The 16541-nt window shown below is 41.6% G+C and carries 17 protein-coding genes; 4 read left to right on the top strand and 13 right to left on the bottom strand.

The window, feature by feature from the left end; genetic code table 11:
• Positions 1-122: 122 nt before the first annotated feature.
• Complete coding sequence (locus P8P68_RS00275) at positions 123-1700, bottom strand: DEAD/DEAH box helicase (protein ID WP_000671073.1); 1578 nt, start codon at positions 1698-1700, stop codon at positions 123-125.
• 314 nt (positions 1701-2014) lie between these two features.
• Here P8P68_RS00275 and P8P68_RS00270 point away from each other — a divergent pair, with 314 nt between their 5' ends.
• The 4 genes from P8P68_RS00270 to P8P68_RS00255 all read left to right on the top strand — a co-directional run bounded on the left by P8P68_RS00270 (position 2015) and on the right by P8P68_RS00255 (position 6766).
• Positions 2015-3331, top strand: coding sequence for an FAD-containing oxidoreductase (locus tag P8P68_RS00270; RefSeq protein ID WP_278275963.1), 1317 nt, complete (start codon positions 2015-2017; stop codon positions 3329-3331).
• Positions 3332-3430: 99 nt separating this feature from the next.
• Entirely contained in the window at positions 3431-4774 is a 1344-nt protein-coding gene (gene murT, locus P8P68_RS00265; RefSeq protein ID WP_278275962.1) for a lipid II isoglutaminyl synthase subunit MurT, read from the top strand.
• Complete coding sequence (gene gatD, locus P8P68_RS00260) at positions 4774-5556, top strand: lipid II isoglutaminyl synthase subunit GatD (RefSeq protein WP_033583499.1); 783 nt, start codon at positions 4774-4776, stop codon at positions 5554-5556. Before murT ends, gatD begins: the two co-directional genes overlap by 1 nt.
• Positions 5557-5683: 127 nt before the next feature.
• Positions 5684-6766, top strand: a complete 1083-nt coding sequence (locus P8P68_RS00255; RefSeq protein WP_278275961.1) for a Xaa-Pro peptidase family protein — start codon at positions 5684-5686, stop codon at positions 6764-6766.
• 207 nt (positions 6767-6973) lie between these two features.
• Here P8P68_RS00255 and P8P68_RS00250 read toward each other — a convergent pair whose 3' ends face one another.
• From P8P68_RS00250 to P8P68_RS00195, 12 genes are all read right to left on the bottom strand, one after another.
• Positions 6974-7435: an ECF transporter S component gene (locus P8P68_RS00250; protein WP_061588343.1), complete on the bottom strand. Its 462-nt coding sequence runs from the start codon at positions 7433-7435 to the stop codon at positions 6974-6976.
• Complete coding sequence (locus P8P68_RS00245; protein ID WP_278275960.1) at positions 7413-8186, bottom strand: bifunctional hydroxymethylpyrimidine kinase/phosphomethylpyrimidine kinase; 774 nt, start codon at positions 8184-8186, stop codon at positions 7413-7415. Before P8P68_RS00245 ends, P8P68_RS00250 begins: the two co-directional genes overlap by 23 nt.
• On the bottom strand, positions 8176-8925 hold the full coding sequence (gene truA, locus P8P68_RS00240) for a tRNA pseudouridine(38-40) synthase TruA (RefSeq protein WP_278275959.1): 750 nt from the start codon (positions 8923-8925) through the stop codon (positions 8176-8178). The genes P8P68_RS00245 and truA overlap by 11 nt, the downstream gene beginning before the upstream one ends.
• 99 nt (positions 8926-9024) lie before the next feature.
• On the bottom strand, positions 9025-10176 hold the full coding sequence (locus P8P68_RS00235; protein ID WP_278275958.1) for an MFS transporter: 1152 nt from the start codon (positions 10174-10176) through the stop codon (positions 9025-9027).
• A gap of 112 nt (positions 10177-10288) precedes the next feature.
• The gene (locus P8P68_RS00230; RefSeq protein WP_000775202.1) at positions 10289-10912 is read right to left on the bottom strand and encodes a Pr6Pr family membrane protein; all 624 of its coding nucleotides are present in this window, start codon (positions 10910-10912) and stop codon (positions 10289-10291) included.
• A gap of 2 nt (positions 10913-10914) precedes the next feature.
• A complete protein-coding gene (locus P8P68_RS00225) occupies positions 10915-11253 on the bottom strand; it encodes a zinc ribbon domain-containing protein YjdM (protein ID WP_001061598.1) in 339 nt (112 codons plus the stop codon).
• Between the two features lie 209 nt (positions 11254-11462).
• Positions 11463-11981, bottom strand: a complete 519-nt coding sequence (locus tag P8P68_RS00220; RefSeq protein ID WP_000229890.1) for a Dps family protein — start codon at positions 11979-11981, stop codon at positions 11463-11465.
• A 188-nt stretch (positions 11982-12169) separates the two neighbouring features.
• Entirely contained in the window at positions 12170-12928 is a 759-nt protein-coding gene (gene tpiA, locus P8P68_RS00215; protein ID WP_000087891.1) for a triose-phosphate isomerase, read from the bottom strand.
• Positions 12929-13024: 96 nt separating this feature from the next.
• Complete coding sequence (locus tag P8P68_RS00210; RefSeq protein WP_000220748.1) at positions 13025-13702, bottom strand: DnaD domain-containing protein; 678 nt, start codon at positions 13700-13702, stop codon at positions 13025-13027.
• Between the two features lie 8 nt (positions 13703-13710).
• Entirely contained in the window at positions 13711-14655 is a 945-nt protein-coding gene (gene metA, locus P8P68_RS00205) for a homoserine O-succinyltransferase (protein WP_001122730.1), read from the bottom strand.
• 186 nt (positions 14656-14841) lie between these two features.
• Positions 14842-15354: an adenine phosphoribosyltransferase gene (locus tag P8P68_RS00200; RefSeq protein WP_001049316.1), complete on the bottom strand. Its 513-nt coding sequence runs from the start codon at positions 15352-15354 to the stop codon at positions 14842-14844.
• A gap of 86 nt (positions 15355-15440) precedes the next feature.
• Positions 15441-16199 carry a class I SAM-dependent methyltransferase gene (locus tag P8P68_RS00195; protein ID WP_084860183.1) on the bottom strand — a complete coding sequence of 253 codons (759 nt, stop codon included), beginning with the start codon at positions 16197-16199 and terminating at the stop codon, positions 15441-15443.
• Positions 16200-16541: the final 342 nt, after the last annotated feature.

Here is a 16541-nt window from a genome sequence, read left to right as displayed (position 1 = left end):
ACATTATAAGAAGATGACATGATAAATCCCTTTCCGTTTCACCTATCCTTTACTATCACCATCTTCTTTTACTATCGGTCTCCTTATATATAAAAGCGATTCACACTGTGAATCGCTTTTTTCTATTTGTCTCCTTTGTTACGAATAACAAAGCCGGTCTTCTTTTCGCTTGAAGTGTTGCGAGGTTTTTTATTGTCTTTGTTACGATAACGTCTGTCTTTATCAAAACGATCGTTCCCACGACTGCCTTTCTTGAAGTCATCACGGCGACCATTGCCGCGGCGATCACGACCTCGACGGTCGTCTCCACGACGGCCTCCTCGATCTCCCTTGCCTTTACCACCAAAGCCATTACCTGATGGTTTAAATGGCAGTGGTTTTTCACGCGCAATCTCCACTTCAGGAAGGCTGTCTGGATCTTGGACTGTCAGACTCAAGATATACATAGCCAATTCTTCTGGACTAAATTCTGCAGCTAACTTACGAGCATCTTTAGCAAATTTCTCAAAGTTCCCACGAATAGCTTCGTCTGCGAAGTCTCGTTCGATTTTCTTGAGCGCTACTTGTTTCTTAGCTTGGAAGGCTTCTTCTGCTGTCGCTGGTTTCAAGCCTTTCATGCGTTTCTTAGTCAAGTTTTCAATAATTTGAAGGTAGCCCATTTCATTTGGAGAAACAAAGGTAATAGATTGACCTGACTTACCAGCACGCCCTGTACGACCGATACGGTGAACATAACTTTCAGGATCTTGTGGAATATCGTAGTTGTAGACGTGGGTCACACCTGAGATATCCAAACCACGTGCTGCCACGTCTGTCGCAACTAGAACATCAAGATTTCCATTTTTAAAATCACGAAGGACACGAAGACGTTTGTTTTGGTCTAAGTCACCATGAATCCCTTCTGTACGGAAGCCACGGATTTTAAGACCACGAGTCAATTCATCTACACGGCGTTTGGTACGACCAAATACGATAGCAAGTTCTGGTTGTTCCACATCCATGAGACGTGTCATGGTATCAAATTTCTCTTGTTCCTTGACACGGATATAGTACTGATCCACTAGCTCTGTTGTCAATTCCTTGGCAGCAATCTTCACATGCTCAGGATCTTTCATAAACTGAACACCAATACGTTTGATTGCATCTGGCATGGTTGCTGAAAAGAGCAAGGTTTGACGACTTTCAGGGACACGCGAGATAATAGCTTCGATGTCTTCAAGGAAGCCCATATTGAGCATTTCATCCGCTTCATCAAGGATGAGGGTTTCAATGTCTTTTAATTTCAAGGCCTTGCGTTTGATCAAGTCCAAAAGACGGCCCGGTGTTCCTACTACGATATGGGCACCAGATTTAAGGGCCTTGATTTGTTTCTCGATGCTTGAACCACCGTAAACCGAGCGAACTTTCACTCCCTTGCTACGGCCAAAGCGGAAAAGTTCTTCTTGACTTTGAACAGCGAGTTCACGAGTTGGAGCGATGACCAAGGCTTGGATGGTCGCTTCTTCTGTACGGATTTTTTCAAGAGTTGGCAAGCCAAAGGCTGCAGTTTTTCCTGTACCAGTCTGAGCTTGACCGATAACGTCTTTTCCTTCGAGAGCCAAGGGAATGGTCTGTTCTTGGATGGGACTGGCTTCTACAAATCCAGCTTTTTCAATCTCTGCTAGCAATTCAGCAGACAAGTTAAATTCATTAAATTTCACGTTTTTCTTCTTTCTAAAGATGGTGCGAAGCCATCCTATAGCGCTTAGTATATACTTTTCTTTTCATGACGTATCTTCAACAAAAATGAGATACCGTGTTGCTTCTTTTCCACGAAAGAAAAGTACTAGTTTCTTTGCAACCTATCTAGTATAACACAAGAGCGGGGCAAAAGATAGTAGAATCCTTAAGGAAAATCATGTAAACGATTTTCCACAAATATAAATACAGCCTTATATGATTCGTTTCTCCGTAGCGGAATTGTGCAAAAGTTTTTTTCTTGTGCTAGAATGAAATCAAACAGGAGGATTAAAAAATGTTAACATACGATTTAATTGTTATTGGATTTGGTAAGGCTGGTAAAACACTAGCTGGTAAATTGGCTTCAGCTGGCAAAAAAGTTGCCCTCGTTGAACGTAGTAAAGCTATGTATGGCGGAACTTGTATCAATATCGGATGTATCCCAACTAAAACCTTGTTAGTTGCTGCTGAGAAAGATTTGTCTTTTGAAAAAGTCATTGCTACCAAAAATACTATCACTGGTCGCCTCAATGGTAAAAACTATGCAACTGTTGCTGGTACAGGCGTAGATATCTTTGATGCGGAAGCACACTTCCTTTCAAATAAAGTCATCGAAATCCAAGCAGGTGATAAAAAACAAGAACTGACTGCTGAAACAATTGTCATCAACACTGGCGCTGTTTCAAACGTCTTACCTATTCCTGGACTTGCTACAAGTAAGAATGTCTTTGACTCAACAGGTATCCAAAACTTGGACAAATTGCCTGAAAAACTTGGAGTACTTGGAGGTGGAAACATCGGTCTTGAATTTGCAGGACTCTACAACAAACTTGGTAGCAAGGTCACAGTTCTAGATGCCTTGGACACATTCCTTCCTCGTGCAGAACCTTCCATCGCAGCACTTGCTAAACAATACATGGAAGAAGACGGCATTGAATTGCTTCAAAACATCCGTACTACTGAAATCAAAAACGACGGTGATCAAGTGCTCGTCGTAACTGAAAACGAAACCTACCGTTTCGATGCCCTTCTCTACGCAACTGGACGCAAACCAAATGTAGAACCACTTCAACTTGAAAATACAGATATTGAACTAACGGAGCGTGGTGCTATCAAGGTCGACAAACACTGCCAAACAAACGTTCCTGGTGTCTTTGCAGTTGGAGACGTCAACGGTGGACCTCAATTCACCTACATTTCACTTGATGACTTCCGTGTTGTTTACAGCTACCTTGCTGGAGATGGCAGCTACACACTCGAAGACCGGCTCAATGTACCAAACACCATGTTCATCACACCAGCTCTTTCTCAAGTTGGCTTGACGGAAAGCCAAGCAGCTAATTTGAAACTTCCATACGCCGTTAAGGAAATCCCTGTTGCTGCCATGCCTCGTGGTCACGTAAATGGAGACCTTCGCGGAGCCTTCAAAGCTGTTGTCAATACTGAAACAAAAGAAATTCTTGGAGCAAGCATCTTCTCAGAAGGTTCTCAAGAAATCATCAACATCATCACTGTTGCTATGGACAACAAGATTCCTTACACTTACTTCACAAAACAAATCTTCACTCACCCAACCTTGGCTGAGAACTTGAATGACTTGTTTGCGATTTAAGTTGAGACTGATTTGTTAACCAACAGCCCTCATCGGGCTGTTTTTGCTTCTGCGAAATCTCAAACCTGTCTTTTCCCTCTTTTATGATATAATAGAAACATGAAATTAAAAACTACTTTGGGCCTCCTAGCTGGGCGTTCTTCTCACTTCATCTTGAGCCGTCTTGGCCGAGGAAGTACGCTCCCAGGAAAACTCGCCCTTCAATTTGATAAAGATATTTTACAAAATCTAGCTAAGAACTACGAGATTGTCGTGGTCACTGGAACCAACGGGAAAACCCTCACAACTGCTCTCACTGTCGGCATTCTAAAAGAGGTCTACGGTCAGGTTCTAACCAATCCTAGTGGTGCCAATATGATTACAGGGATTACAACAACCTTCTTGACCGCCAAATCTTCTAAAACTGGAAAAAACATTGCCGTCCTCGAAATCGACGAAGCCAGTCTTTCTCGTATCTGCGACTATATCCATCCTAGTCTTTTTGTCATTACCAACATTTTCCGTGACCAGATGGACCGCTATGGTGAGATTTACACGACTTATAACATGATTTTGGATGCCATCCGTAAAGTGCCTACGGCTACAGTTCTCCTCAATGGTGACAGTCCGCTTTTCTACAAGCCATCTATTCCAAATCCAGTTCAATATTTTGGTTTTGACTTGGAAAAAGGACCAGCCCAACTGGCTCACTACAATACCGAAGGTATTCTCTGCCCTGACTGTCAAGGCATCCTCAAATATGAGCACAATACCTATGCCAACTTAGGTGCCTATATCTGTGAAAATTGTGGTTGCAAACGTCCTGATCTAGACTATCGCTTAACAGAACTGGTTGAGTTGACCAACAATCGCTCCCGCTTTGTCATTGACGGACAAGAATACGGCATCCAAATCGGTGGACTCTATAATATCTACAATGCCCTTGCTGCAGTTGCTATTGCCCGTTTCCTCGGCGCAGATTCGCAACGGATTAAGCAAGGATTTGATAAGAGCCGTGCTGTCTTTGGACGCCAGGAAACCTTCCATATCGGTGACAAAGAATGTACCCTTGTCTTGATTAAAAATCCTGTTGGAGCGACCCAAGCTATCGAGATGATCAAACTAGCACCTTATCCATTTAGCCTATCTGTCCTCCTCAATGCTAACTATGCTGATGGGATTGACACTAGCTGGATCTGGGATGCTGACTTTGAACAAATCACTGACATGGACATTCCTGAAATTAACGCTGGCGGTGTTCGTCATTCTGAAATCGCGCGTCGTCTACGAGTGACAGGCTACCCAGCTGATAAAATCACTGAGACAAGCAATCTGGAGCAAGTTCTCAAGACCATTGAGAACCAAGAATGCAAGCATGCCTATATCCTAGCAACCTATACGGCTATGCTGGAATTCCGAGAGCTGCTGGCTAGTCGTCAGATTGTTAGAAAGGAGATGAACTAATGGTTTATACTTCACTTTCCTCAAAAGCTGGCAATTACCCTTATCAGCTCAACATTGCCCACCTCTATGGAAACCTCATGAATACCTACGGGGACAATGGCAATATCCTCATGCTCAAGTATGTGGCTGAAAAACTGGGAGCTCATGTAACAGTTGATATCGTTTCTCTCCATGATGACTTTGACGAAAATCACTACGATATCGCCTTTTTCGGTGGTGGTCAAGACTTTGAACAAAGCATCATCGCAGGCGATCTACCTGCTAAGAAAGAGAGCATTGACAACTACATCCAAAATGACGGTGTGGTTCTCGCTATCTGTGGTGGTTTCCAACTTTTGGGGCAATATTATGTTGAAGCTTCAGGCAAACGCATCGAAGGGCTAGGGGTCATGGGCCACTATACCCTCAACCAGACCAATAACCGCTTTATCGGTGACATCAAGATTCACAATGAAGATTTCGATGAAACCTACTATGGCTTTGAAAATCACCAAGGTCGCACCTTCCTCTCAGATGACCAAAAACCGCTGGGACAGGTGGTCTATGGAAATGGAAATAACGAAGAAAAAATCGGCGAAGGGGTTCATTATAAGAATGTCTTTGGTTCCTACTTCCACGGACCTATCCTCTCTCGTAATGCCAATCTAGCTTATCGCCTAGTTACTACTGCCCTCAAGAAGAAATACGGCCAGGACATCCAACTCCCTGCCTATGAGGACATTCTCAGCCAAGAAATCGCTGAAGAATACAGTGACGTCAAAAGCAAGGCTGACTTTTCTTAAACTAAGGAAAATTAGATAAAAGAACTCCACTATCTTGTCGGAGTTCTTTTTGCCTGTTCTTTTACCCTTCTCTCTTGCATTTTCTCTCTTTTTTTGCCAAAATAGAGAGGTAGAAAGAAGGTAGCATATGTCTAAATTACAACAAATCGTAACATATCTTGAATCAGAAAAACTAGACGTCGCTGTCGTATCTGACCCCGTCACTATTAATTACCTCACTGGTTTTTACAGTGATCCCCATGAACGCCAAATGTTCCTCTTTGTCCTAGCGGACCGGGAACCTCTCCTTTTTGTCCCAGCCCTTGAAGTGGAGCGTGCAACCAGCACTGTTTCCTTCCCAGTAGTGGGCTATGTGGATTCTGAAAATCCATGGCAAAAAATCAAAAACGCTTTGCCTCAGCACGACTTCAAACGTGTTGCTGTTGAGTTTGACAATCTCATCTTGACCAAATACCATGGCTTGAAAACAGTTTTTGAAACTGCTGAGTTTGAAAATCTCACTCCTCTCATCCAACGCATGCGCCTCATCAAATCAGCTGATGAAGTGCAAAAAATGATGGTTGCAGGGCTCTATGCTGATAAAGCTGTAAAAGTTGGTTTTGACAATATCTCTCTTGATAAAACAGAGACAGATATCATTGCCCAAATCGACTTCGCCTTAAAACGTGAAGGCTATGAAATGAGTTTTGATACCATGGTATTGACTGGTGATAATGCTGCAAATCCACACGGAATTCCTGGTGCAAACAAGGTCGAAAAAGACGCCCTTCTCCTCTTTGACCTGGGTGTTATGGTCAATGGCTACGCATCAGATATGACTCGTACAGTCGCTGTCGGCAAACCAGACCAATTCAAGAAAGATATTTACAACTTGACCCTTGAAGCCCAACAAGCTGCTCTTGACTTTATCAAACCTGGTGTGACTGCTCATGAAGTAGACCGCGCTGCCCGTGAAGTCATCGAAAAAGCTGGTTACGGTGAGTACTTTAACCACCGTCTCGGTCACGGTATCGGTATGGATGTCCACGAATTCCCATCTATCATGGAAGGAAATGACATGGTCATCGAAGAAGGCATGTGCTTCTCTGTTGAACCAGGTATCTATATCCCTGGTAAAGTCGGCGTTCGTATCGAAGACTGTGGTGTTGTTACCAAGGATGGCTTTGACCTCTTTACAAGCACCAGCAAAGACTTGCTTTATTTTGATTAATATTCATCTAATACTCAATGAAAATCAAAGAACAAACTAGGAAACTAGCCGCAGGCTGTACTTGAGTACGGCAAGGCGACGTTGACGCGGTTTGAAGAGATTTTCGAAGAGTATAAAATCTTCCCACAATAAAACGCATAGTATCAAGGTTTTTCAACACTTGATATTATGCGTTTTTCTGATTTTTAGAACTTTTCTCCAGCCGCTTTACTTAATTTTCTTAATACTTTGACTAAGCACAAACCCTACAACCATTCCCACGATATTTTGCAGGAAGTTTGGTAGGATTTCTGGTAGGGCTGCTGCCCAGCCATTCATCAAAGTTGAACCCAAGGCGTAGCCTCCTACCATCGCAATAGTAGCTAAGATAAGGCCTAGCCATTGCCATCTTCCTTTAAATCCTGCGAAAAATCCCTGCAAGCCATGGTTGATCAAGCTAAAGAACATCCACTGGGGGTAGCCTGATAAGAGGTCAATCAAGAAACCTGCTAGACCTCCGACTACAGCCCCTTCACGACTACCAAAGTAGAAGGCTGCAAAGAAGATACCCGCATCTAAGAGAGTTAGAATGCCTGTTGGTGTTGGAATCTTTAAGAAATAACCTAAAACCACAGAAAGGGCGGTTAATAGAGATACAAGGGCGATTTTAGTTGTTTTGGTTTGCTTCATATTGTCTTACTCCATATTGATCTGCTTGTGCAATAGCACGGTAAACGAAAGCTTTAGAACTTTCTATTGCTGGTAAAAGTTCATCACCTTTAACCAAGTGACTGGCGATGCTTGAGGCAAAGGTACAACCTGCACCAGCATTTTGACCTTGAATGACAGGATTTTCTAGAACTGTAAAATTTTGTCCATCATAAAAGACATCCACAGCCTTGTCCTGACTAAGGCGATTGCCTCCCTTGATAATGACTGCTGGCGCTCCTAAATCATGCAATTTCTGCGCTGCAACCTTCATGTCTTCCAAGGTTTTAATTTCCTGACCAGCTAATAATTCTGCTTCAGGAAGATTAGGCGTAATCACACTGACATGAGGGAAAAAGCGAATCAACTCTTGACAGAGTTCACTGACAGCCACATCGTGCGTTTCCTTGCAGACCAAGACGGGATCCAATACCACAGGCACTCCTGGACGTTGCTTGATAAAGTTCAAGGCTTTCTCAGCCACACTGACAGTAGGGAGAAGACCAATCTTAATCCCTGCAAATTCCACATCACGCAAGCTATCCAATTCATGTTGAAAAATGGCATCGTCAGTTGGAAAGACTTCAAAGCCCTTTTCAGTCAAGGCCGTCAAACAAGTCACTGCTACAAAGCCATGCAAGCCGTTCAAGGTATAGGTAGCCAAATCAGCTGACAAACCACCACCACTAAAAATATCATTCCCAGAAAGGGCTAAAATACGATTATTCTTCATAACGAATCTCCTTTAAATACAAGCCATTCGGTGCAGCCGTTGGACCTGCTAGCTGTCTATCTTTTTTTTCTAAGATCAAGTCAATCTGCTCAACTGGCATTCGATTATTTCCGATTTTGAGCAGCGTTCCCACCATATTGCGAATCTGCTTATACAAGAAACCATTCCCTGAAAAGCTAAAGGTCAAAAACTGCCCTGTCTCATCAACACTAAGACTGGCTTCTGTAATGGTTCGAACCTTGTCCTCTACACTGGTTCCAGATGCTGTAAAGCCGGTAAAATCATGAGTTCCCTCTAGCTTTTTGATTGCCATCTGCATCCGCTCCACGTCGAGCGGATAGGGAAAGTGAGTAGCGTAGTGACGACGCATAGGATTTTTGGGACGTCCTCTATCCACGATAAACTCATAGGTCTTGCTGTGCTTGGCATAACGGCAATGAAAATCATCTGCCACAATCTCAATTGAAATCACATCAATATCTTCTGGAGACTGGGTATCCAGAGCAAAACGGAGTTTTTCCTCATCCATCTGATAGGGCAGGTCAAAATGAATAACCTGACTAAGAGCATGAACCCCACTATCCGTCCTACCAGCACCGTGAACAGTGATGGCTTGCCCCTTATTGAGTCTCGTTAAGGTTTTCTCAATTTCCTCTTGAACGCTCCTCGCATGAGGCTGGCGCTGAAAACCGGCAAAGCCATAACCATCATAGGAAATGATTGCTTTATATCTTGTCATAACTTCTATTTTATCAGGAAATAAAAGTGTAAACAAGTTTAAAAACCAATAATTGTCTGGGTACAAAATTCCCAGAAAGAAAAACTTAGGAAACCAATCCTAAGCTCTCTTTTGCAGTGCGTACATAACAAAGATAGAAGTGACAATCAACCAGCAACCTAGAATGGTGAAGACCAACATACCGTTTTGAGTCACCAAGCCAATCGCCCCAAGAATGAAAGGTGTCGTAAAGGCTCCAAAGCTACATCCTAGCACTGCAAAAGATGTTGCCTGATTGAGGAGCTTGGCTGGGATTCTTTCAGAAAGAAGCTGAAAGACAGTGGTCAAGGCCACACTGTAAGAAAAACCTGCCACAACACTTCCAACTACCATCACACTCAATGACGGAGACAAGGCAATCACAATCTGCCCCAATCCAAAGGTGATACCTGACCAAAGGAGCAACCTTTCTTTAAACAGAGAGATAAAGAAAGAAAAACTCACACCTGCCAAGATACCAATCAACTGCATGATACTTAAAACCAAGCTCGATAACTGGGCATCCCCTAGACCTCTTTCCACCATCAGACTAGGAATACGTATGGTGATAGCTGTATTGGTGCAGACCACAACTGCTGCTTCAACAGCCAATAGAAAAATCAAGCCTTTCATCTGTCCTGTCAAACGAGTCGTTTCGGTCTCTTTTTTCTTTGTTTCTTTCTTTTCTTTCCCATAAGGGACAAAGAGCAGATAAAGAATCAATACTAAAAATCCCGCACTGTAGGCCAAGAAGGTCACAGTCCATCCCAAGGATAAGAGTTGACCGACCACTAGAGTCAAAATCGATGCCCCGACAACTTCTGCTGATCCGCGAAGACCCAACATCTGGATCCGTGTCTTTCCATGATAGCGTTCGCTGATGATGGAAATGGCCTTGGCATTGATCATCCCAACACCCAAGCCAAATAAAATCCGCATTGCAAAGACAAAGTTGTAATCCTGATACCAGAAAGGGGCTGTTCCCCCGATAGAGAGGATGAGAAGTCCTAGACTAATCTGAAGACGTTCAGAAAACAGACGCTCCAAAACCCCATTTAAAACCAGCATAATCATGATCCCAAAAGAAGGAAGACTGACCAGGAGCTCGATTTGTTCCTTAGAGTAGCCTTGATAGTAGTCAAACATGGCAGGCAGAGCACTTGAGATGGAAAAGGAGGTAATCAAAACGAGGGAGAGGGCCAAAATACTAGCCCGTTCTAAATATTGTTTCATGAATTTTCTTTCTGTATATTTCTCACTGTTTATCCTTTTAAAAGGAAGATGGCAAGAAAAGAAGGAGCCCGATTGAACTAGAGACTCCGTCCTAACTTTCCTAATAGGAAGACTATTTTCGCTTGATTTGCTTGATCAGATAGAAGATGAAGCCTGCAACCATATACGCCGCAAAAATGATCAAACACCATTTGATAACCACGTCCCAACCCTTGTTCACATTTAAAAAGAAATAAGGGAAGGGATTGTCCTTGGAATTCGGAATATTGAGTTTTAAGACCAGGCCGTTAAACAAGGCAAAAATCATATAAACCAAGGGCAAGATGGTCCACAAGACTGGATCCCATATCTTGTATTGACCCTGTTTATCAAAGAAGAGGGTGTCGGCTAAAAACCAGAGTGGAACGATATAGTGGCAAAGGAAATTTTCCACTCGGTAAAAGTCTGTCGCGATCGGAGCAAGCATAAAATGGTAAATCACACAGGTAATCATGATACTCATGGTAACACCACCCTTGAGACGAAGCAAGGTCGGACTTTGCCAATTTTCACCTGAACGGCTCATCACACGGAGCAGATAACCCGTGAAAATCGTTACCAAAAGATTGGACAACACTGTGTAGTAAAGGAGCATACCAAAGCCACCGTGCTTGGTAATCTCTAAATAAACTCCTGTAAATGCCGCTAAGAACAAGAGCACACGACTATAAAAGATAAATTTATAATTCAGTTTCATGGCTAGATTTTCTTAACAAATTCTGACTTGAGTTTCATAGCTCCAAAACCATCAATCTTACAGTCGATGTTGTGGTCACCTTCTACGATACGGATATTTTTAACGCGAGTTCCTTGTTTCAAATCCTTTGGCGCACCTTTTACTTTCAAATCCTTGATAAGAGTTACAGTATCGCCGTCAGCCAATTTATTTCCGTTTGCATCGATAGCAACAACACCTTCTTCTACTTCTGCAACTTCAGCAGGATTCCATTCATAGGCACACTCTGGGCATACCAAAAGATTTCCATCTTCGTAGACATATTCTGAATTACATTTTGGGCAATTTGGTAAGTTGTTCATAAGTCCTCCTTAAACTAACAATTATTCTTTAAAATTCATATGTTATTGAACAGCAACTATTATACCGTAAAATCCTACTTTTGACAATGTGTCCTAAGTCCAGCAAACAAAAAAATCATGCAACTGTTTACAGTTACATGACTTTTAAAAGATGATTGGTCATGGGCACTTATCAGGTACCTCATGATAAAAGGGGTAGCAACTATATTTTACAAACCAGGAGCTTGTCCAAGTTCTGCTGCAAGCATCCAAACTGTTTTCTCAAGTTCAGCCTTAGCACCAACAAAGATATCGTTTGTAACATCATCGCCTTCTTCATCAGTCACATCCAAAGCTTTTTGGAAAAGAGCGATAAGGTAGCGATAAATCGCTAGAACACGTTCCAAGCTTTCTTCAACGTTACGGAATTCTCCTTCTTCTTCTTCGATTTCACTGTGTTGAAGGAATTCTGTCAAAGTTGAGTAAGGTTTGCCACCAAGAGTGATCAAACGTTCACTGATTTCGTCAAGATAGCCATCAAGGCTGTCCATGTATTCATCCATTTTTGGATGCCATACGAGGAAACCACGACCACGCATATACCAGTGAACTTGGTGAAGGGCAATGTGAGCCACATACAAGTCTGCTACTGCTTGGTTCAATACTTCCTTTGTTTTTGCCAATGCTACTGGCGCTGTTTTAGATAATGTTGTTACGTCTTTTACTGCTTCTTTTTTCAATTCAACCATATTGATCACCTCATAATATTATTTTTGCAACCATATTTATTGATTACTATCTCAGTATACTACTCCTAGTAGACAAAAGCAAGAAAATTAACCCATATTAAAAAAGTTGTAATTGACTGATAATTTAAGAAAAATATACAGTCTTTAAAAAAAAGACAGTCTTAGCAGACTGTCTGGAATAACTGAGATTATTTTACAAAATCAAGCAATGCCAAGAAGCTTTCAGCTTCAAGTGACGCACCACCAACAAGGGCACCGTCAACGTCTGGGCAAGCCATGTATGAAGCAACGTTTTCAGGTTTAACAGAACCACCGTATTGAACACGAACTTTGTCCGCAACTTCTTGACCGAAGTCTGCAGCTACAACGTCACGAACAACTTTACACATTTTTTGTGCATCGTCTTGTGAAGCTGATTTACCAGTACCGATAGCCCAGATTGGCTCATAAGCGATAACGGATGCAGCAACTTGTTCTGCAGTCAATCCAGCCAATGCAGCAGATACTTGAGCACCTACGAATTCAGCAGCTTTACCAGCTTCGTAAGTTTCAAGTGACTCACCACAACAGATGATTGGAAGCATACCGTTTGCAAAGATTGCTTTTGCTTTTTTGTTGATATCTTCGTCAGTTTCATGGAAGTAGTCACGACGTTCTGAGTGACCGATAACAACGTAGTCAGTACCGATTTCTTTCAAAACTTGTGGGCTAGTTTCACCAGTGAAAGCACCTGCATTTTCAAAGTAGCAGTTTTGAGCAGCAACTTTAAGGTTTGAACCTTTAGCAGCAGCAAGAACAGCTGTCAAATCAAGAGCTGGAGCTGCGATACCTGCTTCAACAAGGTCTGATGAAGGAAGTTTTGATGCAACGGCTTCAACGAATGCTTTTGCTTCTTCTGGATTTTTGTTCATTTTCCAGTTACCAGCGATAAATGGTTTACGTGACATTTCACATACCTCTTTTTTCATTTTATTCACTATTATTCTATCATATTTATAAGGAGCTTGCAAACCTTACTCTAATTTTCAAGATTTTTCAAGCGACTAATCTTGCCACAAATTCATGGCATCGAGGAAATCAGCCGAAGCCTGAACTTGTTTGGGATTGTTGACTTCTCGCTCTGCTCGTTTGGCCTCTACCTGAGTCACAGACTGAATACCTTCATGGCGCCAGTTTCGTAGGATTGCCTGAATATATTTCCAGTTTGGCTTGCCATTGAGAACGGCCTCTCGGAGAGCTTCCTTGATCAAATCCGCCTTAACTCCGTCTTCTTTGACAGTCTTAGAAAGGTCTTCGATTTCAAATGGTGTTAATAAGCGTCCCAATTCCTGCTGAAAAGTTTCAACCAGATCCTTCAACTGATTCTGCGGGTTTGGGACTGTTGTAGCTGGAGTTTGGCTATCTAGTAAGCTATCCAAGCGTTCAAAAGCCAAACTAGCATCAAAAATCAGCTCAATTTCCCCGTTTAGTTCAATGGTTCGATATTGTAGCAAGCCATTTTCAGTCAAATTCGAAATAGATTGGTTGACATCTGCCACCTCTTTCCCAATGATTTCAGCAATCTGACTAGGCGAAACATCTCCTAGGGCTGTGGTATTTTGTAAATAGAAAAATTGCCAGACCAGAAAATCTTCGCTGGAAGGAAAGAGTTCCTTAAAATGCAAGAGAAGGGCACTTGGCAAAACCAAGTTCCCTGATTTAAAAGCGTCAAAATATGTCATAATTCCTCTTATAGATATCCAAATGCAGCCGCATCATCCTCTACCTTTCTCCAGTCAAAAGGGGTTTCTTGATAAACTGCATAGTTTACCCAATTACTGAAAAAGAGGGCAGCTGATGAAGACCAACAGAGACAAGGCGTCTCATTTACATCATCATTTTTAAAGTAGTTCTCTGGGATATGAGGGTTGAGTCCCGCCTCATAATCACGAAAATACTCTCTTGCCAAAGTGTCACGATCGTACTCCAAATGACCAAAACTATAAATCTCACGCAAATCTCGACTAGCTAGGATAGAAACCCCAACCTCAGGACCTTCTGACAGAATCTCCAGATTGGTCTTGTTTAAGATTTCTTCTTTTAAAATCTCAGTATGACGAGAATGAGGAGCTACATAGCGATCATCAAAACCTCTAAAAAGAAGGTGCCCTTCTTTCAAGGTGTCCTGTGGGTAAATACCTGATAGTTTCCGATCCATCTGGTGCTTTTCAACGCCATAGCGAACATAAAGACCTGCTTGTGCTCCCCAACAGATATGGAGGGTTGAAAAAACATGCGTCTTGGACCATTCGATGACCTGCTTGAATTCTTCCCAGTAATCTACCTCCTCAAAAGGCAAATGCTCCACTGGTGCTCCTGTGATAATCATTCCATCAAAAAAGTCATCCTTGACCTCTGGAAAGGTCTTATAGAATGTTTCCATATGTTCGGCACGAGTTGTCTTGGAACGATGTGTTTCCATATATAAGAAATCAATATCTAATTGCAAAGGGGTATTAGCCAAATGTCGCAAGAGTTGCGTTTCTGTTACCATTTTTTGAGGCATGAGATTTAAAATCAAAATCTTCAAGGGGCGAATATCCTGATGAGCAGCCCGTTGGTCGTCCATAACAAAGATATTTTCTGTCCTTAAAATCTCCACAGCTGGTAATTTTTTATCAATTCGAATCGGCATAATACCCTCCTAACAGTTCTCTATTTCGGGAATGATCTTGTCTGTTTGAAAGCAAAAACCTCCAAATACTTCTTCCCTTTATTATACTGTATGAAGATATAGTTTTCAATTATAGTTTTTCTCTAACTAGCTATAGTTAATTTATATAGCAGATGAAGAGAAAACAGCCCCAAGGACTGTTTTTCATTAATAATGCATAAGTACCTTGTAATCGTAATCTCCGATTTTTTCACGGCCTTTAAGCTCATCCAACTCAATCAAGAAAGCACAACCGGCTACAACTCCACCAAGTCTTTCAATCATCTCAATTGTTGCCTTGACAGTTCCACCTGTTGCCAAGAGATCATCTACGATGAGAACACGTTGGCCTGGCTTGATCGCATCAGCATGCATGGTCAAGGTATCAATACCGTACTCTTTCTCATAGTCAGCAGAAATGACTTCACGTGGCAATTTCCCTGGTTTACGAACAGGTGCAAAGCCAATTCCCAACTCAAAAGCAACTGGGCAGCCAACAATAAATCCACGAGCCTCTGGCCCAACAATCATGTCGATTTTCTTATCAGTTGCATACTGAACAATTTCACGAACAGCATAGCTATAAGCATTTCCATCTGCCATCAAAGGGCTGATATCACGGAAGGTAATACCTTCCTTAGGATAATTTTCAATCGTTGCGATATAATCTTTTAAATTCATCTTTTTCTTTCTTTCAAAGTTTTTTACTCTCTATTATAGCATATTTTTTAAGAAAGAAAAAAGGAAAAGTTAACTTCAATAATTATCTAACGATTTGACGATTTATAACTAGCCATAGCAATAAAGCCCAATTTCTGTTTATTCTTAGCAAACATTTTATACATAGTTAAAAACTGCTTTCTATTCTCCTTTTTACAAGCATTTACGCAAATTTTCAAAGTTCCTAGCCAACCTTCGTCATAAATCATACCTGATAATTTCATTAATGTCATTTCACCAGTCAATATTTTCACATCACGATAACCTGATTCTATCATCACCTGTTCCCAACCATCTTGAGTTAAAGGACCTACATTTACATGAATTGCTTGTGACAATTCCTGTCTGACAGACTCTTTAGCTTCCTTAAGAAGCACATCATGTGTCAAAAGAAGACCTTCAGGTTTTAAAACCCTTAGATACTCCATTACACATTTTTTCTTAGCTTGATCGGCTTGCATAGTCAGCATAGCTTCATTTATAACAATATCAAAACTAGCATCTCCATAAGGAAGTTTCATTGCATTTGCTCTTTCAAATCTAATCAAATGACCAACACCTGCCATTTCAGCAGATTTTTTAGCCACTTCTAAGGCTTGTCCATCCATATCAACAGCAGTTATCTTACAACCAAAACGCTGTGCCAACTCAATTGCTGTAGTTCCCCTATTGCACGCAACTTCTAGTATTCTCTTTTCTTTTGAAAATCCTCCTTCCGCAATTAACCAATCTGTAGCACGTTTTCCACCTGGACGTAAGCGTTTTTTCCCCAGTTTTGCTAAAAACTTATGACCTGCTTCTGACATTTGAACACCTCTATTTTTTCTTCATTATAACATAAAACTATATTGTCTGACAATTCTAATCTATTATTTGATAAACTAGAATCAAAAGCGTACAAACTGCCATGACTATAGCATAAATCTATTAATCACCTCTCTAGTTCGAATTCAATAGCTCACGTAGTTTACGCATATAGGTTACAACTACATATTTGTACTTTAGAGTTGCTGGCCTCCTTATCCGCTATATACGCTTTACTATCACATGCCTATTCGTATAGCCAAGATTTCTCTATCTCTTTCTCTGCCGATTCTTATTTCCAACGTCAGACTTAAACAGTCTATCCTAATGCCGTTCGATCAGCT

The organism is Streptococcus sp. D7B5 (assembly GCF_029691405.1).
In the GTDB taxonomy this organism is placed as follows: Bacteria; Bacillota; Bacilli; order Lactobacillales; family Streptococcaceae; genus Streptococcus.
This window is presented reverse-complemented; position numbering and strand designations above follow the sequence as displayed.